Source organism: Neobacillus driksii (assembly GCF_013409995.1).
In the GTDB taxonomy this organism is placed as follows: Bacteria; Bacillota; Bacilli; order Bacillales; family Cytobacillaceae; genus Neobacillus; species Neobacillus driksii.
This window is the reverse complement of sequence record NZ_JACCBX010000013.1, coordinates 72,080-94,650: the sequence shown is the minus strand read 5'-3', so window position 1 is coordinate 94,650 and position 22,571 is coordinate 72,080. Positions and strand designations below refer to the sequence as shown.

The window sequence follows — 22,571 nt, the reverse complement described above, 5'->3', positions numbered from 1 at the left end:
AGAAGTAATATTGCAGCCGGATAGCAAGAATCACAGAAATGGAAATGGGGGATATAATGACAAAGGATTTAAATCAATCAGGATGGAATTTTGATAATAGTTATTCCCGTTTGCCGCAAACTTTTTTTACCAGCCAGAACCCAACACCAGTACGTTCACCAAAGATATCTGTTTTTAATAAACAGCTGGCGGCATCACTTGGTTTGAATGTAGAAACCTTGCAAAGTGAAGATGGTGCAGCTGTTTTCGGAGGTAATCATATACCGGATGGCGCATCGCCACTTGCACAAGCATATGCGGGACACCAATTTGGACATTTTACAATGTTAGGGGACGGTCGTGCTGTACTTCTTGGAGAACAGATAACACCCACAGGTGAGCGTTTTGATATTCAGCTTAAGGGTTCAGGAAGAACACCTTATTCACGTGGGGGCGATGGCCGGGCGGCACTCGGACCGATGCTGCGTGAATATATTATCTCAGAAGCCATGCATGGTTTAGGTATTCCTACCACTCGCAGTTTAGCGGTGGTAACGACAGGGGAAGAAATAGCTCGTGAATCCTATTTGCCCGGTGCCATTTTAACTCGCGTAGCTGCTAGTCATCTGCGTGTCGGTACCTTTCAGTATGCAGCCAGATGGGGCAGCGAAGAGGAACTGCGCCAGCTAGCAGACTATGCAATAAAACGCCATTATCCTGAAATTGAAGACGACGAAAACAAATACCTTACATTTCTTCAGGAAGTGATTAAACGTCAAGCGATGTTGATTACTAAATGGCAGTTAGTCGGTTTTATTCATGGGGTCATGAACACCGACAACATGACCATTAGTGGAGAAACCATCGATTATGGTCCTTGTGCCTTCATGGATACCTTTGACCCAGCTACTGTGTTCAGTTCTATTGACAGAGAAGGCCGGTATGCATATGGTAATCAACCGAATATTGGTGTCTGGAATTTAGCAAGGTTAGCTGAAGCTCTGCTGCCGCTGTTGCATGAGAATCAGGAGGAGGCAGTTACGCTCGCACAAGATAAGCTCTCTGACTTTGCTCAGCTTTTTGAATCAAATTGGCTAGAGGGAATGCGAGCAAAATTAGGTTTGTTTAATGAAGAGGAAGAAGATAAACCCCTTATTAAAGACCTTCTAGATATAATGCAGAAGCACCGTGCTGACTATACGAATACCTTCCGTACCTTAACTATTGATAAACCAGAGGATACAAACCTGTATGGAACAACAGAATTCACCGAGTGGCAAAAGCGGTGGGAGGAAAGACTAGGAAGACAGCAAGAATCTATGGACGCCTCCAAAATGTTAATGAGGAACAGTAATCCAGCGGTAATACCAAGGAATCACCGGGTAGAGGAAGCACTAGAAGCAGCAAATAATGGAGATTATAGTGTAATGGATAGGCTTTTGGAGGCATTATCTAATCCCTATTCGCACACTCCAAATCAGGAAGATTACACTACTTTGCCCGCGCCATCACCTCGTCCTTATCGAACCTTCTGCGGAACTTAAGAAACTAAATTATAAAGCAGAAAGCCTTTCATATCGAAGGGCTTTTTACTGTCTATGGAATCTATCGATTATTAACAGAAAACCCTACCGTTAAAAACCATTGAAAATATTTCCAGTTTGTTTATAGTTAGTAGTAGATAAAATAATAGATTCCACGGGGGTATATAGGTGAAGAAAAAGGTATGGATTTGGGTAGCAGTTATTACAGGAATACTTGTCATTGCGAGCACGGGTACATATTTTTATGCGAAAGCAGGGACAGAACCAGTAAGTAATGATAGCGGTGTCATGAGTGTAAGTGTCCAAAAGGTTAGTGAACAAGAATTGGTAGAATCCATTCTTGTTACGGGTAAAATTGTCCCGGAAAGTGAGCAAAAAGTCTTTTTAGAACCTGAAAAAGGGGAAATCAGTGAATTTAAAGTGGCGGAGAACCAGGCAGTCAAAGCTGGAGACCCACTATTAATCTATGATTCTTCAAAAATAGATAGCGAACTTAATAGAGCAGTCCGTGAGAAGGAATTGCTGCAAAGTAGAGGGAAAACAGAACAAAGCCAAATTTCCGATTTAACGAAGCGCTTAGCCGAAGCTAAAAAGAAGATGGAGACGCAGGGTCCTTCAGCAGAAGGGCAAACGGAAGGCATACCGACACAAGAAGACGTAAACCAGCTAGCGAATGAAAAGGTCCAACAAGAAATGCAATATGAAAGTACAAAATCGGAAATTACCTCGGCTGAAGACAGAATAAAGGAATTAAACGCACAGAAAAATGAAATGACGATTGTTAGCAAAATGGATGGGATTATAGTAAAGGTTAATCAAAATGTTGCAAATACTGAGGCAGGAGCAGCAGAACCTGTTATTCACATTATTTCAAGTCAACCCTATAAAGTTATTGGGTCGATGAGCGAATTCGACACAGTCAAGATTAAAGAAGGACAACCCGTTATTATTCGTCCAAAAGTGTTTAAAGACCGTGAATGGAATGGTGCGGTTGAATCTGTTTCACAATTCCCCAATGCTGATGGCGGCGGTGGTGAAGGATTTGAAGGCGGCGGGGGAGCTGGAAATGTGACCATGTATCCTTTTAAAGTAGTTATTACAGATGATACCTCCGAGCTGCGTCAAGGTTTCCACGTTTCTTTAGAAATAAAAGCTGGTGATTCCACCAAAAAGATTGCAATCCCGCATCCTGCCTTAATGGATGAGGCTGGAATCAAAATAGTATATGTTTTAAAAGATGGAACATTAGAAAGACGTGAAGTTCAAACAGGGGTTATGAATGATGCCTTTATTGAAGTTACATCTGGAGTTACGCCCGGAGAATTAGTTGTCCTTACACCAACAGGAGAAATGCATGATGGAATGGAAGTGACCTCTTATGATGAAGTTGAGTAATATTACAAAAGTATATGGAAAGGGTTCATTAGAGGTCCCAGTACTTCATGGTATTGATTTAACGATAGAAGATGGAGAGTTTGTAGCTATTATGGGTCCTTCTGGATCCGGTAAATCTACCTTGATGAATATCATTGGATTCCTAGATTATCCGTCTTCAGGTACATATGAATTAAATGGGGAACAAATCGCTTCCGCAAAAGAGAGCATTCTTGCTAAGCTAAGGAATGAGCATGTCGGTTTTGTTTTTCAACAATTCTTTATGTTTCCAAGAGACAACGCCATTAAAAATGTGGCCTCACCGCTTGTATATGCTGGGGTTTCCAAACGTGAAAGAACATCGAGAGCAAAAGACCTATTAGTAAAGGTAGGCTTAGGTGATCGAATGAAGCATTTACCCAATCAATTGTCTGGAGGTCAGAAGCAGCGTGTGGCAATCGCAAGAGCACTGGTGAATAATCCTACTATCCTCTTAGCCGATGAACCGACCGGTGCGCTGGATTCGAATACGAGCGGACAAATAATGAAGCTTTTTACACAGCTCAATGAAGAAGGAAAAACGGTGATCATAGTTACCCACGAAGAAGAAATAGCGGCATATGCAAAAAGAATTATTACCATAAAAGATGGCCGGATAACGGATGACCGGAGGGTGACATCATGAATATATGGGAGAGTTTCAAAATTGCCCTTTCATCTATCTGGAATCATAAAATAAGATCCATCTTAACTATGCTTGGAATTATTATTGGTGTTGCAGCCGTTATCATTATCGTAGCAATTGGCCAAGGTACAAAGAAGCAAATGACGAATGAATTGTTTAGTACAGATAAGAATGCCATTCAAATTTATTATGAGTATATCCCGCCAGAAGGTGAAACAGAAATGTTTTGGCAGGAACCTGAATTAACCTCTGAAGATATTCAAACGCTCGCTGAAGTGCCCGGTGTTAAGGCTGTGGTTGCTACGAATCAAGGCTGGGGGATGATGACACATGATGATGAGCAGGGTGAAATGCAAATTACCGGTGTTGGTGCGGAATTTTTTCCTGCTAGGGATATTAAAGTAGTAGAAGGAAGAGCATTGTACGCGGCGGATAACGATGGTTTGAATCGGGTAGTCCTTATTGACACCATAGCAAGGGAAAAGTTCTTTAAGGAAACTGAAACCCCTATTGGCGAGATTATCAATTTAAATGATAATCCTTACAAGGTGGTGGGTGTGTATGAATCACCACTGCCTGAGCAATTCCGAAATACCGAAACGGGCGAGATGCTTATGCCTCGTTCTGTTATCTCGATGATGTTTGGTAACCGAGAAATCGAACAATTATCGGTTATTGCTAGTGATCCTGAGAACATTTCTGAGACAGGCAGGCTAGCTGCAGATACATTGACAACAGAAAAGGGTCTTGAAGACGGCAAGTATTCGACAAATGATTTTGAGGACTATGAAAGAGAATTAAACACAATGATATCTTTACTAACCTTATTAATTGGAAGTATCGCAGGTATTTCCCTCTTAGTAGGCGGGATTGGTGTCATGAATATTATGCTAGTTTCTGTCACAGAAAGAACCCGGGAAATTGGACTTAGGAAAGCCATTGGTGCGACAAGAAGGAAAATACTCTTACAGTTTTTAATTGAGTCCATCACGTTAACTTCACTAGGAGGACTGATTGGAATTGGTCTGGCAGCAGTAGGCAGTATCCTCGTTTCGAAGTTTTCGCCGATTACTGCAACCGTTAGTCCATTAATCGTTCTGATAGGTGTGAGCTTTTCAGCCTTAATTGGTATTATCTTTGGTATGCTTCCAGCAAACAAAGCCTCTAAGCTTAGTCCGATTGAGGCATTACGATATGAATGACTGAATATTAATTTCCCTCAGATCCAAAGGTCTGAGGGATTTTTTAATTTAATTTTCAGTTTTCTAGTTATAAAGCTAATGCTTACGTGTATTATTAATATACAAACTAAAGTGAACGTGAAGTTGAGGTAATGTTTAAATGATCGAGTCGTTAATAATAAATGAAGATACATGCTATGGTATGGCTGAGGAAAAGGCAAGTGATTATTTTCAATCACTCTATCAGCAGGTTATGCAGAAAAGCTATGTTACCACTCTTACAAGGGATATACAATCCTGGAAGCACAACCATATCCACCATCATTCATTCGTAACTTTCCTTTCTCGCAGAAAGAGAAAACCGACTTCGTTTGAGTATCACAGTTATCTCCAATGGCTGGATTACACAGGAAAATTAGATAACTACCTTGATAGAAGCATCTCCTATATTTTTATGCGTGATTTAGGAAAAGCACTGGATTCTAATGAGACACAGACTAGAATTCAAAGTGTTGTGGCAAGTTTAAAAAACAATTTTACTCAACCCAAGGAAAATCGTGAAAATAAAAATGAGCTTTTCTCGATGGCTTGGCTGTACAGATGGGCACAGAAGGAAGCTATTGAATCTACGATCATCTGGGTAATGAACAAACTAAAGACGGTCGCAAACCATATACCAAAGGGGATGGATGCCAATCATGCCCAGCGTAAGCTAATTAAAATTATAGCAGGAGTCATTCTGCACGAGGTCGAAGAAATGGGGGATAAAACCCCGGCTGAAGAACGTGCACAAAGACTTGATAGGGCCATTCGGTTAGGCTATGCCTATGGTTTAACCTATCCATTCATTGATGACCTTCTCGACTCCAAAGTTTTATCCAATAAAGAGAAAAAACAATATTCCAATTTAATACGGACCACTCTTACCACTGGAGCCGTACCGAAATTAGGAAGGGGCTGGGAAGAAAAGAACCAAGCTTTAATCACCTTCATTCATTCAGAGCTTCGCGAGGGATTTGAATATATTAAAGCCCAGCAGCGGCCGGAGACGATAAAATCATTTTTTGAACAATCGTATGTTTTTTTTCAATCACAGGAAGTGGACCGTGAAAAGGATTTATCAAACGGAAATTACACGAATGAAGAGCTGTTTATTCCGGTTATTCTTAAATCTGCCTCGTCACGATTAATTGTCCGGTCCGTCATTACGGCCGATGAAGATGAAGGCTTTGACAAGCGAACCTTCTATTATGGTATATATAACCAACTGGCAGATGACTTTGCAGATATGTTTGAGGACTTGGAAAATGGTGCGGTAACACCTTATACCTATTATCTTAAATATCATGCCCAGCGTGCCGATCTAATAAATCCATTTGAATTATATTGGAGTGTTATTTCCAATTTAATTCATCATGTTTATCAATCGGATAAGAAGGCACGTGAGGTAATTTTAAATCGTGCGATAAATGGATTAAAAAGATTTAAAGAACGTGTGGGTTCAAAGAAGTACAATGAAGTGATGGAGTTATTTGCTTCAGGGAATTCCAAATTTAATGCACTAATCCAAAAAATGGTCAGTAAAGCAGATGATGTCGATTTCTTTGATAAACTTCTCCGCGATCATATGATTACCAATCTTAAAAATGAACGTAAAGAACAAGAAGAATTTCAAGAGAGTATTGAACGTGTACGGGAACAGATTAACCACCTGCTGCCTATCGCTAAAGATGAAAATGCACCTTTGTTAAGTGAGCCGATTACCGAGGCGGCAAACTATAGTCTTGAGGGCGATGGAAAACGGCTGAGGCCGATCATTTCGTGGATTATGGGTATAAATGAATATGGATTAAGTCAGTCAGCCATTGTGCCGCTGTTACGATCATTGGAATTTATGCATACTGCTTCCCTAATCTTTGATGATTTGCCATCCCAAGATAATGCGTCGTACCGCAGAGGGCGTTCCACTCTCCACATGGTTTATAACAATGCAATCGCCGAATTAACGGGACTCTTTCTTACTCAAAAGGCCATTGAAGAACAAGCATCGCTTGACGATTTTGATTCGAAAAGTGTGCTTAAATTGGTTCACTATTCTGCGCAAATGACAGCAGAAATGTGTAAAGGGCAGGCGATGGACTTGGGTTCTAGAGGTAAACCATTAACAGTGGATCAATTGAATATGCTGTGTTTTTATAAAACCGGAATCGCCTTTGAAGCTGCTCTCATTATGCCTGCTATTCTAGCAAATGCAAAAGACTTGGAAATGCAAGCGTTGAAAAAATACGCCTATCATACCGGGATTGCCTTTCAAATTAAAGATGACCTCCTGGATGTAGAAGGGGATTTAAATACTCTTGGCAAACCCGTCGGAAAAGATGCAGATAATAACAATTCAACCTTTGTATCGATCTTAGGAGTGGATGGTGCCAAAAAAGCAATGTGGGAACATTATTGCCTTGCTATGGAAACTCTGCATGAAATTCCGCAGAATACTGCATTTCTAAGGCACTTATTAAATTATATTGTCCACCGTGATCATTAAAAATATAAATGCACAAAAAAGGTAACAACCCAAGGGCTGTTACCTTTTTGCGGTGGTATAGGGTGAAATATTATATAAAAAAATTTTTTTCAAATAGTAATGAATATTTCTAAAATTTGTAATAAAATAGTATCTCGGTGAGGGGGAAAATTATGAATATATTAAAAACTACATTGGGTCATTTTAAACCGTACTGGAGAAAATTGCTGCTTGCTCTAACTTTTTCATTAATTGGCGGGGCATTTACAATCTTGCCTCCTATACTCGCAGGTAAATTAGTGGATGAAGTAATTGGGGCAAGAGAGACGTCCTTTTTGCTATGGATTGTCGGCGGTGTTCTAGTCGCTTTCCTAGGGAAGTCATTGTTTGAAACCTTGCAGGAGTATGTGCAGGTTAAAATCGGCCTCGATGTAATCACTGACATGCAGATTCGGGCCTTTAAAAAGCTGCATCGGACACCGATGTCCTTTTTTACAACGACATCAAGAGGCGATATGCTATACCGCTTAACCCATGATGTCGAGTCAGTTCAAAACTTGAATAATACAGTTGTCCCGCGTATTTTACAACAAGTTATCGGTGCTATTGCTGCATTTACAGCAGTATTTGCTTTGTATTGGCCAGCAGCCATCGTAATGTTTGCGGTATTCGCTATTTACATATTTCCTTCATTTAAGCTGGGCAAAACGATGAGGAAGATGAGCGCTGTACAAAGAGATATGAGCGCAGATATGTATCAGCACCTGCAAGAAAGCATTGAAAGTACCAGACTTGTAAGGACGTTTCAGACACAAAAAAAGGAAATAGAAACGCAGCAGAAAAAACAGACAGCATGGAAAAACTACTCAATTCGCGCCGCGTTGATCGGAAAGGTCAATTGGCGATTAGGGAATTTATTTAATATAGCAACTCCCGGAGTTGTCATGTTAATCGGAGGCTTTTCCATTTGGAAAGGTAATCTTACGATTGGAACCTTGATTGCCTGCCTTAACTTTATTCCCATCATGTTTTTGCCAGTAAGATCGTTGGCTGAAAATGCTTTAACAATTCAACAGGCTATTCCTGCTCTGCAGAGAATCTATGAATATTTTGATTTACCAGAAGAACATGATGAAAAGTTACCCGCGTTTGGAGTGGTAGAAGGAAATATAAACTTAAATAACATTTGGTTCACTTATCCTGAAAGTGATAAAAAAATCCTAAAAGGTGTTTCTCTCTCAATGGAACAAGGGAAGCACATTGGTATTGTGGGTACTAGCGGAGGCGGGAAGAGTACTCTTATACAAATTCTTCTTGGCTTATATGAACCTGAAAAAGGCTCGGTTCTTATAGATGGAAAGAATCTCTTTGACTACAACCGAAATAGTTTTAGGCAGCAGGTGGGCGTTGTTTCTCAGGAAACATTTCTCTTAAACAGTACGCTGCGCAATAATCTTTTATATGGAAAAAAGGATGCAACCCAAGAAGAACTAGATAGAGCAGTGGAAGCTGCTGGGTTAACTGAGTTAATGCAATCATTGGAAGACAAGTACGAAACGGTGGTCGGCGAACGAGGGTTAAAGCTATCCGGTGGACAAAGGCAAAGAGTAGCACTTGCAAGAGCGATTTTACGCCAGCCGCCAGTTTTAATTTTTGATGAAGCGACATCCTCCTTAGATGGTGAAACGGAAGAAAAGGTTCAGGAGGCGCTTGAACAATTAATTCCAGGCAGGACGACAATCACTATCGCACACCGGCTTATCACTGTCAGGAATGCAGATAAAATTCTCCTTTTAGACCAGGGGATGGTTGCAGAAGAAGGAACACATGAAGAACTGCTGGCATTAAGAGGACAGTACTATGAATTATACAAAGCACAATACAGTGAGTTGGAGAAGGAGATGATTGGATGAGTGTAAGCACTGTCTCTAGGTCAAATAAAAACCGTGATGGCCGCAGAGTTCTGTCGTTTTTACGGCCTTATAAAAAGTGGGTCATTGCAGATTCAGTTGTTATCGCAATCAGCCAGGTTTTTTCAGCCCTAATCCCAACATTAGCCCTCAGCTGGCTTGTGGATACAATTATTCCAAATGAAAACCACTCCTGGCTGTGGGGGTTAATGTGGCTATTAGTCTTTTCTGCTATTTTTGATTTAGTCATGATGGTCATTGATGAATATTTTTGCCATCAAACAGCCAAGACGGTAACCAATTGGCAAAAGCTGCGTCTGTTTAGTCATTTGCAGATTCTGCCATACTCTTTTTACCATAACAATTCATCTGGAGAACTGCTGGCAAGAGTGTCTGATGACCCTGATACGCTCCACAATTTTCTTGCCTGGGAAGGTTCCACCTTCATGGCAAGCGTTCAGGGGGTTATCATTTATAGTCTTGTACTGCTTTGGATTCATCCTTATCTGATGGTTGTCAGTGTTGTTCTAGGTGTGATCTTTTATTGGACGTCTAATTACGTCGGGGCAAGGACTAGAGCAGCCTCCGCTGATGCGAGACAAGAGGCTTCCAGGTATCTTGAAAGACTGAGAGAATCAGTTACAGGAATTCATTTATCACGGGTTATGGGAGTTTCTGAAAATGAAGTAGAAAGTGTTATTGCCATCCGAAACTCTTTCGTTACCCACTCGATTAAGGAATTAAAGGCAAGAATGCAATCAGTAGTGGTGATCGCCAGCTATAATGGGTTTGCATTAGGTATCGTTTATTTAATTAGTACATTATTAATTTGGAACAATAGTTTGACCAGCGGACAAATGCTTACCGCCGGAGGATTAGTTACCATTGCAGCCAACGAAATGCAGCGATTACTCCGAAACTGGCTTTCTGTTAGAAGAACAGGACCGGCGCTTGACCGCTCAGACATTCTTCTTTCCCATCAGCCAGCGGAAGCTGAAATGATAGAAGGTATTCGAGGGGAAAGAGCGAGCGGCAGTATTAGACTGAAAGATGTAACGTTCGCTTATCCAGAAAAAGAAGAAAACGTGCTATCAGGTGTTACTTTTGATATTCTAGCTGGTGAAAAAGTGGCTTTGGTTGGACCAAGCGGTTCAGGCAAATCTACCATCGTTGATTTGCTATTTAGGTTTTATGAAACGAAAAATGGTCGGGTTGAAGTAGATGGAAGAAGTATTACGGAATGGGATACAGCGTGGCTGCGGTCACAAATTGCCATCGTGACCCAGGATGTTCAATTACGGAGCGGTTCCTTGGCGGATAATTTAAGAATTGGGAAACCGGATGCAACGGATGAAGAATTACTAAAAGCCTTGCATGACAGCGGTTTGGATGAACTAGTGGATAGTCTGCCCGAAGGTTTGGATACAAAGGTCGGTGAACGAGGAAGCCTTCTTTCTGGAGGACAGAAGCAGCGCTTATCTCTGGCTAGAGCCATTATTAAAGATGCGCCAATCTTAATTCTTGATGAAGCAAGTTCTGCTCTCGATCCGATTACGGAAACGAAGATAAATGAGTCTGTATTAAAAACCGGTAAGAAACAAACGATTCTCATTATTTCTCATCGTCTATCTACAGTTCTCTCAGCAGATAAGATTATTGTTCTAGAAAATGGTACGATAGCAGAACAAGGTGGACACGCAGATTTGCTTGAAAATAGTAATGGTGTCTATGCTAGACTTTTTGGAAGAGAAGCAGAAATCGGTGAAGAATCAATTAGCCATTCAATGTAATAAAGACATTTAAAAGAGTCTTTCGTTCCCTAGAAAGACTCTTTTTTATTCGATTTGGTAAAATTACCTCAATTTTATATCAGCTCTGCTATGTTAATATCTTAGTTAAGGGTATTTTAGAAAAGTAGGTGTGTAACATAATGAAAAAGCATAAAATAGAAGCCATTCTCGAAAAAGAATTAGTCATTGCACTCGGCTGTACGGAACCAGTGGCGATTGCGTTGGCCGCCGCAACGGCAAAAAGCTATGCTGAAGGGCAAATTGAAAAGATAACTTTAAAAGCGAGTGGAAATATAATCAAGAATGCTAAGTCTGTTGGGATTCCGGGAATGACTTCTAGTGGGCTCGATTTCTCTGTTGCTCTTGGAGTTGTATCTGGGGATCCAACGAAACAACTGGAATTATTGGATGGACTAACTTTTGAAGATGAGCAATCCGCGTTAAGACTAATTGAAGAAGGTAAAGTATTATCCGGTCAAGCCGATACACCAAAAAGACTTTATATTGAAGTGACCCTAAAAACTAATCAGAATACTACTAAAGTGGTTATTTCTGATAATCATAGCAATATTACGTTAATCGAAGTGGATGGTAAGGTTGTGTTTCAAGGTGGATGCGAGGATATCGGCATTCAGTCTAATGAAGAGGAATTATTCACGCTTACAATTGATGAAATTGTTGAATGGGTTCAAATGGTCGATATACACAGCTTAACTCTGGTAAAAAAGAGTATCGAACTAAATAAAGTAATTGGACAAGAAGGTCTTCAAGGAGATTATGGATTAAAGGTAGGGAAGACCATTAAGGAAAATGTAAAAAAGGGAATCCTCTCGGATGATATAGCCACTGCAGCGATGTCTTTAGCTGCCGCTGGATCGGATGCTAGAATGGCGGGTTCAACACTGCCGGTAATGGCGAACACTGGAAGTGGCAACCAAGGAATTGCCGTGACACTTCCAGTTGTGGCAGTCGCAGAGAAGCTGCAGGTTTCAGAGGAAAAGATGATTCGAGCAGTTGCTCTTAGCCATCTTATTACGATTCATATTAAATCAAAATTTGGTCGGCTTTCAGCATTATGTGGTGTAACCGCCGCAGGAATGGGTGCAAGTGGGGCAATAGTTTTTTTACTTGATGGTCATCTGGATCAAATTAAAGCGGCAATTCAGAACACCATTGGTAACGTTTCGGGAATGATTTGTGATGGTGCCAAGGCTGGATGTGCGATGAAAGTATCCACCTGTTCGAATGTAGCCGTACAATCAGCTCTATTGGCACTAAACGATCAAGAAATTAAATCTACTGACGGATTTATTCATGATGATGTAGAAAAAAGTATTGAAAGCTTTTGTAAGCTAGGAAACGAAGGAACAAGGCATACGGACGAACTAATCTTAAAGCTGATGATGGAAAAATAAAGAGATTCGCCAGGAGGCTTCAAGTAAAATTTTTAATATTATTGGAATATGTGCAGATACTACTTCTGAAATAATGAAGGAGGTGCTACACATGCCAAAGGCTAAACAATACGTTGACCAAAGTATGTCATCGGTACAAAGTACGGTTGATACATTGCAACAAGCACTAAGTAACGCTGAAAAACCAGATAACAAAAACAAGATTCAACAAGCAATTAATTCTCTAAACGAAGTCCAGCAACAATTATCAGGATATCAAGATTAACTTAAAGTGCCTGACATTTAGATGTCAGGCAGTCTTTTTGGACTAAAATTTGGGCTTCATCCATATTTTCGATAAATCAACGTAACCAAAATGCTTCATTTTAATGTTCATTAGATTAATGGAAAAAGGTATTTGCCTTTTTGAATAATAGAGGGGGATACAAAGAGAATTTGTTATTAAATAATCTTCTATTTTTAAATGATGATCGATCCATTCTTCAAAGGGCAATTGATCATAGGCTTGGATATAATTCTGTAGACAAGGATCAGATTGTATTAATTTTCGTAGTGGTGAAATGTTATTTTTTAAAAAATTAAAATAGGAGAAGCTTTGATTCAGCTCAAATATCTCTCCATGAATAAATAAATCTGCATTTCCCTTTAAATGATCATGATAAACGGCATCATGAAACGAGACCTCCGCTAATTTCACTTTAATTCCAGCACTTTCAAGAATGTTTTTTAGCCAAATGGACACATCCTTAGCATAGCTTGTGTACTTCATTTGTAATGGATTTGAAAGTGATGGTTTTGCTATTTTGGGCGTCGAATAAGGCTTGGAAAAACCAATTAAACAACCAGAGTGATTTTCGGAAATAAGGGAATTAATTGTTGAAATTTGTGAGCGATTTTCGTCTATCAACATATGAATGTAATCTCGTACTTCTTTTCTAGCAATATCTGTATGACGATAACGATTCATCACTACAATACCAAAGCCCGAGTCACTTTCCACTTCAAAGGTTCCTACTTCTCTTGATTCATGGGCACCATAATATACATTTCCAAACTCTCTCGAAACCTGAATAAATTCCACAGTATCCAATAGAGGGCGCTCTCCGTAATATTGTTTAAAAGCGTGTAATACGGTTTTCTCTTCCGTATTCTCCCCCATATAAAAGCTGCCTGTTCCAATAACCTGACCGTTGGATTCTTTATAAATACTCGCGGTTATCATGCTAAGAAGCGGCAAAATATAGGAACAGCCATTTGGAAATTCAAGTTCTACTATTAGAGGTGCAGAAGAATATATCTTTGTAATAGGTTTCCATAGTTCAGCATATATTTCATCTTGCTTCATCCGAAAAAAGGATTGGACGACGTCCTCCGCTTTAAGAATGGAACCATCATGAAAGGCTACATCTTTTCGCAGGTATAATGTTAACTTCTTATCTGTGACTTCCCAGCTATGAGCAAGCTCGGGAATGATTGTATTAGCTTCCTCCAATGCTACAACACGGTTATAAATGTTTGCTATTAAGTTTGCGCTATGTACGTCTGCAGCCTTTAATGGATGATACGTTAAGAAGCGGTAAAATCGGGGAATGATTAAACGATCCTGCTCCTCTTGATGAAACCCAAATTTAGTTTGAAATCTGGCCATTAAACGCTGCTTGGTTCCCAGGGACCATGCATATAATAATAATTTACTCACTTGCTCAATCGAGTATTTTTCTAGTTTTGATAGGAAAAGTTGTTCATACTCTGATTCCACGTCTTTATTCCATATCAGTTTTGATTCGTTCCCCCGGCCTATGCCAGCTTGAAAAGTGAGCCAGCCATCTTCTTGCCATTGATTTAGTTTGCGTCGTGTTTGCTTTGTACTTAGATTAAGTATTTCTGCAAGCTGTTGCACTTTTACTTCTCCAACAGCTCCTGAATTCCATAATGTTAGTAGATAATGGTCCATATTCTCATTCCTTTTAAAAGTAGACATTATTTTGAAAATTGTTCATTTTTAAATTCTTACGTCTAGTTTACTATAATTAGTATGAAAGGTGTTGGTAAATATGGCATGGAAAGACTATCCCCAAAATATTAAGGTTCGACTGATAACCTCGTTTTTTAACCGGGCAATTGGCAGCTCTGTAATGCCGTTTATGGCGCTCTTCTTTGCACAGCATAAGGGTGCCGTTTGGGCGGGTATTTTCTTAGCGATCACCGTCATTATAAGCTTTTTTATAAACTTTATCGGAGGCTATATCTCAGACCGCTTCCCTCGTAAAAAAATTATTATCCTATCTTCAGCGTCAAGTGCGCTTATGTTTGGTCTCATGACAATTAGCTTACTGCCAGATCAAAAATGGATTGTATTATTTGCAGTCAGCTATGTGATTTTCACGATTACCAGCAGTCTCGGCCGTCCTGCCGTGCATGCAATTATTATTGACTCGACAACGCCTGAAAATCGAAAAAGTGTATATGCCCTCGATTATTGGCTGGTTAATCTAGCGATGGCAATCGGTGCTGCATTAGGCGGACTTTTATATGTTAATCATCAGTTAGAGCTATTTATCACCTTAACAATTGTTTCTATTAGTTTGCCGATTGCCTATGGAATATGGTTACAGGATACTAGGGTTAAACTCTTAGAAAAAAAGCATGAAAATATTTTTATGGATTTGTTCCAAAATTATAAAGTTGCCTTTCAAGATAAACCATTTGTCATGGTGGTTGCCGGGTCAATGTTTATTTTTGCAGCTGAATTTTCACTTAATAGTTATATCGGGGTGCGATTAGCGGAGGAATTCAAATCGGTATTTATTGGGAATTTTGAGGTGGCAGGGGTAAGGATGCTAAGTTTCCTAAATATCGAAAATATGCTGATGGTAGTGGCCCTGACATTCTTGGTTTCGAAATGGACAGATAAATTTTCTCCGCGGAAAATGCTCCTGCTGGGGCTGCTGCTGTATAGTGCAGGCTATACCATTGTTACATCGGCAAATTTATGGTATGTCCTGATGTTATTTAATGCGCTTGCAACAATTGGCGAACTGATTTATTCTCCGATTGCCAATGCCGAGAAGGCAAATATGATGCCGGAAGATAAACGCGGTTCCTATTCGGCTTTTACTAACTTAGGTTTTAATGGGGCGGACTTAATTGCTCGCGGGGCAATCGTATTGGGGGCGTTTTTAGTACCGACGATGATGTCCGTTTACCTTGGAATCATATTAATGGCTGGTACTTTCCTGCTCTATAGTGGACTTTTTGTGGTAAATAAAATTCGTATTCAGAAAAATTTGTCAACGTAATTTAGGGGGCTTTGGGGTGGAAAAAGTTGAGATAAGAAGACCTAGAACCGAGGACATTGAAGAGCTGCACCAATTTTTTAGGATTGTCATTTCCGAAACCTTTGCAAGAGAAGGACTAGCTGGGTTAATAGACGATATCAAAGCTGAAATTGAAAGTAAGAAAAATTATTTACAATTGGATTTGGATAGCAAAGGTGAGAAAAGGTATTTCTTAATAGCTTTGGCAGAAAACAAAATTATTGGAACAATAGAATATGGTCCTGCTAGTCAACTGATTCATGACTGTACCAATGGAAAACTGGGAAATCATGTTGAAGTAGGAACGGTATTTGTACACCCAGAGTATCAAAGACAGGGAATCGGGAACAAGCTGCTAGCTGAAATGCTTCGTACCTTAAAAGATCGGGGAATCGTTGAATTCTGCCTCGACAGCGGTTACAAAAATGCCCAAACCATCTGGATAAAGAAATTTGGGGAACCTGATTTTTTACTAAAAGATTTTTGGGGGCAGGGGCAAGATCATATGATTTGGAATATATCAATCAGTGGGGTCTATTTTAAAAAATAGGCTTCTTTTTATTATTATGTTGAATTGGATAATATTATAGTGTTATAATGTGGTAGCATGATAATATGGTAACGTACTAAAGCAAAAATACATTTATATAAAAGGGGTACTTACAAATGAAGAAACGATTAGTAACGATTATTCTTATTGTAGCTGCAGCACTTGTCATTTTTACTGGGTGCTCAAAATCAGCAAGTAAAGAGGAAGATAAGCTTGTTATTGGAATCGATGATAAATTTGCCCCAATGGGCTTCCGTGATGAGGATAATAATATTGTAGGCTTTGATATTGATTATGCAAAAGCAGCAGCGGAAAAGATGGGAAAAGAAGTTACATTCCAGCCAATTGACTGGAAAACAAAAGAAGCTGAGCTTAGCAGTGGTCGAATTGATTTAATCTGGAATGGATACACCATTACGGACGAAAGAAAAGAAAAAGTCCTTTTCACAAAACCATATCTGAAAAATGCACAGGTAATTGTTACTCTGGCTGATTCAGAGCTTATTAAACTAGATGATTTAGAAGGGAAAGTAGTTGGGCTGCAGTCACTTTCTTCCGCTTCGGATGCACTAAATGCTTCACCAGTTAAAGAGAAAATAAAGACGGTAACGGAATTTGCTGATAATGTACAGGCTCTAACAGACTTAAAGAGTGGTCGTTTGGACGCTGTAGTAATTGATGAAGTTGTAATCAAATATTACATGGCACAAGAGGGAAAGACATTTAAGGTCCTTGAGGAATCACTTGCTCCTGAAGAATATGGTATCGGTGTTAAAAAAGGCAATGAGGAATTATTAGAAAAGCTTCAAAAGGCACTTGATGAGATGAATGAGGACGGAACGGCAGCTAGCATTTCTGAAGAGTGGTTTGGAGAAGATAAAGTACTAAAGTAATATGAAAATAAGGTAAAACAGGATTTCCTTTGGGAACCCTGTTTTGTTTTTGGAGGAGTTTTCAATGACGTTAGACTATTTCACGTCTATTCTTGTACCAATGCTTGAAGGTGCACAGATGACCGTTCTATTGTTTTTTATCGCGATTATCGTCTCAATTCCACTTGGTTTTCTTCTGACACTTGCTGTCAAAAGCAGCTTAAAGCCTTTATCATTACTTGCTCAAGGCTATATTTATATCATGAGAGGAACACCTCTATTACTGCAATTACTATTAATTTGCTTCGGATTGCCGATGTTGCCCGTGGTCGGTGAATATTTAGTCTTAGATAGATTCGTGGCTGCTTGTTTAGGATTTGTTCTAAATTACGCAGCGTACTTTGCAGAAATATTCCGTGGCGGACTTTTGGCAATTGATAAAGGTCAATATGAGGCTTCACAGGTTCTTGGTTTAAGTAAGTGGCAGACAACTACAAGGATTATTTTACCGCAAATGTTCCGGGTGACTCTTCCAGCAATTGCCAACGAATCAGTGACCCTTGTTAAAGACACGGCCTTGCTCTATGCGGTTGCGGTACCAGAACTGCTTCACTACGCTCAAACAGCTGTAAACCGGGACTTTACGATTGTTCCATTTTTCGTTGCAGGCATGATTTATCTGGTTATGACACTTGTTCTAACATTTATTTTTAAAGGAATTGAACAAAAATATAAATTTGAATAAGAAGGATTGGTAATTGTGGCAATCATTGAAATATCCAACCTGAAGAAATCGTTTGGCAAGCTGGATGTACTAAAACAGATAACATTCGATGTAAATAAAAACGATGTAATAGCGGTAATTGGCCCATCTGGTTCGGGGAAAAGTACAATGCTCCGCAGCTTAGTTCACTTGGAGGAAATAAATGCAGGAAGCATTACGATTGCTGGAGAGGCTTTTGTTAAAGATGGAGTCTACGCAAAACCGCAGGAAATCAAAAAGATTACCTCTAAAATGGGTATGGTCTTTCAGCATTTTAATCTATTCCCACACCTGACGGTTAAGGAAAATCTAGAACTGCCTCCTAAATTGGTAAAGAACGAGCCAGTTGCTGCTATTCAGCAAAGAAGTACAGAATTGTTAAGAAAGATTGGTCTTTCAGGTCACGCAAATGCCTACCCTGCAAATCTATCAGGCGGTCAAAAACAAAGGGTGGCAATTGCAAGAGCATTGATGATGAATCCTGAAATTTTATTATTTGATGAACCGACTTCAGCATTGGATCCTGAATTGACGGGAGAGGTACTTGAGGTCATAAAGGCACTGGCACAAGAGCAAATGACGATGATCGTTGTTACACATGAAATGGGCTTTGCTAGGGAAGTAGCGAATCGGGTGATATTCATGGATAACGGTGAAATTATTGAAACGGGACACCCTTCAGAATTTTTTACAAATCCTCAGAATGAACGGACAAAGGCCTTCTTAAGCAGAAGCCTGAAATAAGCAAAAAGGATACAGTCTTTAATAAAAGGCTGTATCCTTTTTATATGAAAAATTAACTCCCATATTCTCCGGTATCATGGCTAATCTGCCAGTGAATACCGAATTTATCTGTTACCTGTCCATATAGTTTCGCCCAGAAGGTTTCTTGCAGTTCCATCGTAACTTTTCCGCCTTCTTTTAGCTGATCATACCAAGATTGGATATCATCCAAATTTTTACTTACTAATGCTAGTGTCACGTTGTTGCCTTCGACAAATGGTGATCCAGGGAAATTGTCAGAGAACATAACCGTACTTCCGTCGATATTCAGTCGAGTGTGCATAATTAGATTTTTTGCTTCCTCTGGCATAGGGTAATCAGGATGCTGCGGTTGATCACCAAAGGTCATCATTTGAGGTGCTTCAGTTTTAAAAACTTTTGCATAAAATTCTACTGCTTCACGGGTATTACCATTAAAAACTAGATAAACATTTACTGGCATATTCTTCGCTCCTCTTAAATGGCTATGTACAAATTCCATTCTATCCGATTAATTCGATATTAGACTGTTTAAATCCTTTTTTATAACAAAGGATTTAAACTAAAGTAGTCCAACGCCTGATTGATATCATAAAAATTATATATTTTTTTCTCGAGGCAGAACTGAATGACTAAATCAAAGGTATCGCTGTCAGATAAAGAGTAACCAGCGGAACTTAATAGTTTATCTGTTTCTTTTTTTGTTAGTTCAAGTGCCAGCGCAAGGGCGATAACGGTATTTTTCCCTGGCTTGTACTCGGGGTTGGAACGTATTTTTGAAAAATGTCTGCGGTCCATTCCGGCGCGTTTATAAATATCAGCGTCACTGGCCCCTTTTTTATCAATGTAACGAAACAAAGTCTGGTTAAAAGTGGGCTGACGTTTAATTTTAATAAATTCCTCTAAATCTACATTTTGAATTTCCTCAGAAATTATTCTTTCTTCAGCGCTGTATAGCTTCAATTCATGAAAAATTGGTTGCAAGTGAGTATCAACATAAGACTGTAATTCTACTAAAAGCCCTTGATTAAACATGGCCCTACCTCCAAAAATGTCGCTTACCAGGCGACCAAATTATCAATGAACTCACCTATTATTATAGTATAAACAATTCGAAAGGATGATAGAGATGAATAGTAATTTAACAGAAATTATATTTCTGCTTGACCGAAGCGGTTCTATGGGAGGGCTTGAAAGGGATACGATTGGCGGCTTTAATGCCTTTATTGACAATCAGAAAAAATTAGAAGGTAAAACATTGGTTACAGGTGTTCTGTTTGATGATCAATATGAAGTCGTTTGGAATGGCGCTGATGCAGAAAAAGTGAAACTGACAGCGGAAGAATATTATGTAAGAGGATGTACAGCTCTGCTTGATGCAATAGGAAAAACGATTCTAGATGTGGGTTATCGATTATCAAAAACAAATGAGGGTAATCGACCAGGAAAGGTTATTTTTGTGATTACAACAGATGGTTTTGAGAATGCTAGCCGGGAATTTACCTATGAAAAGGTGAAAGAGTTGATTAAACACCAGCAGGAGAAATATAACTGGGAGTTCATTTTTCTCGGTGCTAATATTGATGCAGAAAGAGAAGCGTATAATCTTGGAATTCATAGCCAAAATGCATTTAACTTCGAAGCTACAGGGGTTGGTGTTGAAAGCATGTATAAAATGGTATGTGAAGAAGTTTCGGAGAGAAGACAGGGCAGCAAGATCGTTGGGGGTTCAGGTTTGTTTAAGCACCTAAGCTAATAAATAGACGGAGAAATTCCGCTTAATTAATAATTAGTATAAAAAAAGGCATAAATAGGCGGAGAGATTCCGCCTATTGGCACGAAAAATTCAAAAAGAGGAGATTTTGCTTAGCATAGTCGGAAAATTTCCGCTTATATACCCCGAAACGAGCTCCATTCTGCATTTAACCGGAAAATCTCCGCTTATTAATAGATGTTTTTTGGAATACTAACGTAGTCTAGAATGTATTTGAAGGAAGGTAGTAAACATGGCATACAGAGTGAAAGATACGATGATTTCGGAGGATAAAATAAAACAAAGAGTGAAAGAATTAGCCGAAGAGATTGAAAGAGATTTTAACAATGAGGCAATCATGTTAATCGTTGTGTTAAAAGGATCGTTTGTATTCGCAGCAGACTTGATCCGTGAAATGAAAGGACATATAAACGTTGATTTCATTTCAGTTTCTAGCTACAGCAACCAAACAGAAACAACCGGAAAGGTAAAGCTATTAAAGGATCTTGATGAAGATATCACGAATAAAAATGTTGTTGTGGTTGAAGATATCATTGACAGTGGATTGACATTGCATTTCTTAAGAGACCATCTAAACATGCATAAGCCAAAACAAATTAAAATTTGCACACTCTTAGACAAACCTGAAAGAAGACGAGTTGAATTGCCTGTGGATTATGTTGGTTTCGTCATCCCTGATGAATTCATTGTCGGTTATGGCATAGATTATGCCCAAAGGTATAGAAATTTACCATATATTGCGACTGTGGAAGAATATTAAAGGAGGTACTATGCCTTGACTGCAAATATTTTTAAAGGAAAGCATGAAGTAGAAAAAAATAACCTGGAAGAAATTCTTGAGCATTCGATCGAAGTAGAAGAAGAATTAATGAGGACTTATTTGATTACAGCAGAGCGGATTCATGATGATGATGAATTAAAGGAACGTCTCGAAAACTTTGCTGAGGGAAATGCGAAAAGAACAAAACAACTAATCGATGAATTGAAAGAAAGTAAAGAGGAATAAAGAAAAGCTGTGGGAGATTAATTTGTTCCCACAGTTTTTGGTATATTGGCGAGGATGATAAAAACTAAAAGTGATGCAAATCATGCAAAAGGGTAAAGAAGTATGCTTTAATAAGGTGAAGGAATTTGTGCAGGGAGGTATATTTAAATGAATAAAAACGAAATACCTTCTACTAACAACAGGAAAACACCCTTATTAAGTGCTTCTATATTAATTAAAGATCTAAAGGCACTCTTAAAGGCAGGTGTTTTGGCAGCTAATGTTCTGCCTGTCTTTTCAGGGTTCTGGGTAGCGCTTCATTTTACGGGACAATCCTTTGCTGATTACTGGGGATTATTCCTATTAACAATCATCGGCAGCACAATGGTTATGGCCGGAGCACTTATTCTCAATAATTGGTATGATGTTGATATTGATACAGTCATGGAAAGAACAAAAAATCGTCCAACTGTTACAGGAAATATCCCACTAAAAGTAGTCTTATTGATGGGAGTTATCTCTACAATAATTGGGTTTATCCTTTTACTTTTAACCACTGTTGAGGCGACCATTTATGGATTTATTGGTTGGTTCACTTATGTATTTTTATATACCATGTGGTCGAAACGAAGATATACATTTAATACAATAATTGGCAGTGTGTCAGGGGCTGTAACACCGTTAATCGGTTGGACAGCGATTGAGTCAAACTTGCACATCGTTCCTATTGTATTATTTCTGATCTTATTTATTTTTCAAATGCCGCATACTTTTGCGATTGCTATGAAGAAATGTAAAGAATATAGCGCTGCTGGTGTAGCGATGCTTCCAGTGGTACGCGGGTTTGCCGTAACAAAAGTGCAAATAGTCGTCTATGTAGCTTGTTTGCTGCCTTTACCGTTTTTTTTAGCACCTCTTGGTACAGCTTTTATTGTACTTGCAACTCTATTTAATATAGGGTGGTTAGCTGTGAGTATCGGTGGATTTTTCACTAAGAACGATTTAAAGTGGGCACATGTGGTCTTTTTATATTCCGTAAATTATATAACGATTCTTTTTTTACTAGTGGTTATTGTTACTATTTAGGAATCAAAAAATGAACTGTCCTTTGAGTTGCATACAGTGCAACTTGAGGGACAGTTTTTT

Annotated in this window: 21 protein-coding genes; 18 read left to right on the top strand and 3 right to left on the bottom strand. The window is 39.1% G+C overall.

The genetic code is table 11. The annotated features are described in order from the left end of the window. Nucleotides 1-56: 56 nt before the first annotated feature. From F4694_RS24970 to F4694_RS24930, 9 genes are all read left to right on the top strand, one after another. Nucleotides 57-1,523: a protein adenylyltransferase SelO gene (locus tag F4694_RS24970; protein ID WP_179602626.1), complete on the top strand. Its 1,467-nt coding sequence runs from the start codon at nucleotides 57-59 to the stop codon at nucleotides 1,521-1,523. A gap of 168 nt (nucleotides 1,524-1,691) precedes the next feature. Next, a complete protein-coding gene (locus F4694_RS24965) occupies nucleotides 1,692-2,918 on the top strand; it encodes an efflux RND transporter periplasmic adaptor subunit (protein WP_179602625.1) in 1,227 nt (408 codons plus the stop codon). Then, nucleotides 2,902-3,582, top strand: coding sequence for an ABC transporter ATP-binding protein (locus tag F4694_RS24960; protein ID WP_179602624.1), 681 nt, complete (start codon nucleotides 2,902-2,904; stop codon nucleotides 3,580-3,582). The genes F4694_RS24965 and F4694_RS24960 overlap by 17 nt, the downstream gene beginning before the upstream one ends. After that, nucleotides 3,579-4,784: an ABC transporter permease gene (locus F4694_RS24955; RefSeq protein ID WP_179602623.1), complete on the top strand. Its 1,206-nt coding sequence runs from the start codon at nucleotides 3,579-3,581 to the stop codon at nucleotides 4,782-4,784. Before F4694_RS24960 ends, F4694_RS24955 begins: the two co-directional genes overlap by 4 nt. Before the next feature lie 139 nt (nucleotides 4,785-4,923). Beyond that, nucleotides 4,924-7,308, top strand: a complete 2,385-nt coding sequence (locus tag F4694_RS24950; protein WP_179602622.1) for a polyprenyl synthetase family protein — start codon at nucleotides 4,924-4,926, stop codon at nucleotides 7,306-7,308. Between the two features lie 152 nt (nucleotides 7,309-7,460). Then, nucleotides 7,461-9,200 (top strand): ABC transporter ATP-binding protein, encoded by a 1,740-nt coding sequence (locus tag F4694_RS24945; protein WP_179602621.1) that lies wholly within the window; start codon nucleotides 7,461-7,463, stop codon nucleotides 9,198-9,200. Then, nucleotides 9,197-10,987, top strand: a complete 1,791-nt coding sequence (locus tag F4694_RS24940; protein WP_179602620.1) for an ABC transporter ATP-binding protein — start codon at nucleotides 9,197-9,199, stop codon at nucleotides 10,985-10,987. Before F4694_RS24945 ends, F4694_RS24940 begins: the two co-directional genes overlap by 4 nt. Nucleotides 10,988-11,127: 140 nt before the next feature. Then, nucleotides 11,128-12,402 carry an L-cysteine desulfidase family protein gene (locus tag F4694_RS24935; RefSeq protein WP_179602619.1) on the top strand — a complete coding sequence of 425 codons (1,275 nt, stop codon included), beginning with the start codon at nucleotides 11,128-11,130 and terminating at the stop codon, nucleotides 12,400-12,402. A gap of 91 nt (nucleotides 12,403-12,493) precedes the next feature. Beyond that, entirely contained in the window at nucleotides 12,494-12,667 is a 174-nt protein-coding gene (locus F4694_RS24930) for a hypothetical protein (RefSeq protein ID WP_179602618.1), read from the top strand. Between the two features lie 42 nt (nucleotides 12,668-12,709). On the opposite strand, the gene F4694_RS24925 is transcribed toward F4694_RS24930, so the two are convergent. Then, complete coding sequence (locus F4694_RS24925; protein ID WP_257029384.1) at nucleotides 12,710-14,383, bottom strand: ABC transporter substrate-binding protein; 1,674 nt, start codon at nucleotides 14,381-14,383, stop codon at nucleotides 12,710-12,712. 73 nt (nucleotides 14,384-14,456) lie between these two features. Between F4694_RS24925 and F4694_RS24920 the strand changes: the two genes are divergently transcribed. From F4694_RS24920 to F4694_RS24900, 5 genes are all read left to right on the top strand, one after another. Beyond that, nucleotides 14,457-15,701 (top strand): MDR family MFS transporter, encoded by a 1,245-nt coding sequence (locus F4694_RS24920; protein WP_179602616.1) that lies wholly within the window; start codon nucleotides 14,457-14,459, stop codon nucleotides 15,699-15,701. Between the two features lie 16 nt (nucleotides 15,702-15,717). Continuing rightward, nucleotides 15,718-16,269, top strand: a complete 552-nt coding sequence (locus tag F4694_RS24915) for a GNAT family N-acetyltransferase (protein WP_179602615.1) — start codon at nucleotides 15,718-15,720, stop codon at nucleotides 16,267-16,269. Between the two features lie 116 nt (nucleotides 16,270-16,385). Next, on the top strand, nucleotides 16,386-17,162 hold the full coding sequence (locus F4694_RS24910; protein WP_179602614.1) for an amino acid ABC transporter substrate-binding protein: 777 nt from the start codon (nucleotides 16,386-16,388) through the stop codon (nucleotides 17,160-17,162). Between the two features lie 64 nt (nucleotides 17,163-17,226). Further along, the gene (locus F4694_RS24905) at nucleotides 17,227-17,886 is read left to right on the top strand and encodes an amino acid ABC transporter permease (protein WP_179602613.1); all 660 of its coding nucleotides are present in this window, start codon (nucleotides 17,227-17,229) and stop codon (nucleotides 17,884-17,886) included. A 15-nt stretch (nucleotides 17,887-17,901) separates the two neighbouring features. Next, complete coding sequence (locus tag F4694_RS24900) at nucleotides 17,902-18,648, top strand: amino acid ABC transporter ATP-binding protein (RefSeq protein WP_308806662.1); 747 nt, start codon at nucleotides 17,902-17,904, stop codon at nucleotides 18,646-18,648. Between the two features lie 52 nt (nucleotides 18,649-18,700). Here the strand turns inward: F4694_RS24900 and F4694_RS24895 are convergent, their stop codons facing one another. Together F4694_RS24895 and F4694_RS24890 are read right to left on the bottom strand one after the other, a co-directional pair. Continuing rightward, on the bottom strand, nucleotides 18,701-19,129 hold the full coding sequence (locus F4694_RS24895) for a VOC family protein (RefSeq protein ID WP_179602612.1): 429 nt from the start codon (nucleotides 19,127-19,129) through the stop codon (nucleotides 18,701-18,703). Between the two features lie 80 nt (nucleotides 19,130-19,209). After that, complete coding sequence (locus tag F4694_RS24890) at nucleotides 19,210-19,701, bottom strand: hypothetical protein (RefSeq protein ID WP_179602611.1); 492 nt, start codon at nucleotides 19,699-19,701, stop codon at nucleotides 19,210-19,212. 94 nt (nucleotides 19,702-19,795) lie between these two features. Here F4694_RS24890 and F4694_RS24885 point away from each other — a divergent pair, with 94 nt between their 5' ends. From F4694_RS24885 to cyoE, 4 genes are all read left to right on the top strand, one after another. Continuing rightward, complete coding sequence (locus tag F4694_RS24885; RefSeq protein ID WP_179602610.1) at nucleotides 19,796-20,422, top strand: vWA domain-containing protein; 627 nt, start codon at nucleotides 19,796-19,798, stop codon at nucleotides 20,420-20,422. A gap of 250 nt (nucleotides 20,423-20,672) precedes the next feature. Continuing rightward, nucleotides 20,673-21,200 carry a hypoxanthine phosphoribosyltransferase gene (hpt, locus tag F4694_RS24880; protein ID WP_179602609.1) on the top strand — a complete coding sequence of 176 codons (528 nt, stop codon included), beginning with the start codon at nucleotides 20,673-20,675 and terminating at the stop codon, nucleotides 21,198-21,200. Nucleotides 21,201-21,215: 15 nt separating this feature from the next. Next, nucleotides 21,216-21,446: a hypothetical protein gene (locus tag F4694_RS24875; RefSeq protein ID WP_179602608.1), complete on the top strand. Its 231-nt coding sequence runs from the start codon at nucleotides 21,216-21,218 to the stop codon at nucleotides 21,444-21,446. 147 nt (nucleotides 21,447-21,593) lie between these two features. After that, entirely contained in the window at nucleotides 21,594-22,511 is a 918-nt protein-coding gene (gene cyoE, locus F4694_RS24870; protein WP_179602607.1) for a heme o synthase, read from the top strand. Nucleotides 22,512-22,571 lie beyond the last annotated feature (60 nt).

Bases quoted from the DNA above. Each gene is read 5' to 3' on its own strand.
- F4694_RS24970 (WP_179602626.1), top strand. From the start codon at position 57: ATGACAAAGGATTTAAATCAATCAGGATGGAATTTTGATAATAGTTAT.
- F4694_RS24960 (WP_179602624.1), top strand. From the start codon at position 2,902: ATGATGAAGTTGAGTAATATTACAAAAGTATATGGAAAGGGTTCATTA.
- F4694_RS24955 (WP_179602623.1), top strand. From the start codon at position 3,579: ATGAATATATGGGAGAGTTTCAAAATTGCCCTTTCATCTATCTGGAAT.
- F4694_RS24950 (WP_179602622.1), top strand. From the start codon at position 4,924: ATGATCGAGTCGTTAATAATAAATGAAGATACATGCTATGGTATGGCT.
- F4694_RS24945 (WP_179602621.1), top strand. From the start codon at position 7,461: ATGAATATATTAAAAACTACATTGGGTCATTTTAAACCGTACTGGAGA.
- F4694_RS24940 (WP_179602620.1), top strand. From the start codon at position 9,197: ATGAGTGTAAGCACTGTCTCTAGGTCAAATAAAAACCGTGATGGCCGC.
- F4694_RS24935 (WP_179602619.1), top strand. From the start codon at position 11,128: ATGAAAAAGCATAAAATAGAAGCCATTCTCGAAAAAGAATTAGTCATT.
- F4694_RS24930 (WP_179602618.1), top strand. From the start codon at position 12,494: ATGCCAAAGGCTAAACAATACGTTGACCAAAGTATGTCATCGGTACAA.
- F4694_RS24925 (WP_257029384.1), bottom strand. From the start codon at position 14,383: ATGTCTACTTTTAAAAGGAATGAGAATATGGACCATTATCTACTAACA.
- F4694_RS24920 (WP_179602616.1), top strand. From the start codon at position 14,457: ATGGCATGGAAAGACTATCCCCAAAATATTAAGGTTCGACTGATAACC.
- F4694_RS24910 (WP_179602614.1), top strand. From the start codon at position 16,386: ATGAAGAAACGATTAGTAACGATTATTCTTATTGTAGCTGCAGCACTT.
- F4694_RS24905 (WP_179602613.1), top strand. From the start codon at position 17,227: ATGACGTTAGACTATTTCACGTCTATTCTTGTACCAATGCTTGAAGGT.
- F4694_RS24895 (WP_179602612.1), bottom strand. From the start codon at position 19,129: ATGCCAGTAAATGTTTATCTAGTTTTTAATGGTAATACCCGTGAAGCA.
- F4694_RS24890 (WP_179602611.1), bottom strand. From the start codon at position 19,701: ATGTTTAATCAAGGGCTTTTAGTAGAATTACAGTCTTATGTTGATACT.
- F4694_RS24885 (WP_179602610.1), top strand. From the start codon at position 19,796: ATGAATAGTAATTTAACAGAAATTATATTTCTGCTTGACCGAAGCGGT.
- hpt (WP_179602609.1), top strand. From the start codon at position 20,673: ATGGCATACAGAGTGAAAGATACGATGATTTCGGAGGATAAAATAAAA.
- cyoE (WP_179602607.1), top strand. From the start codon at position 21,594: ATGAATAAAAACGAAATACCTTCTACTAACAACAGGAAAACACCCTTA.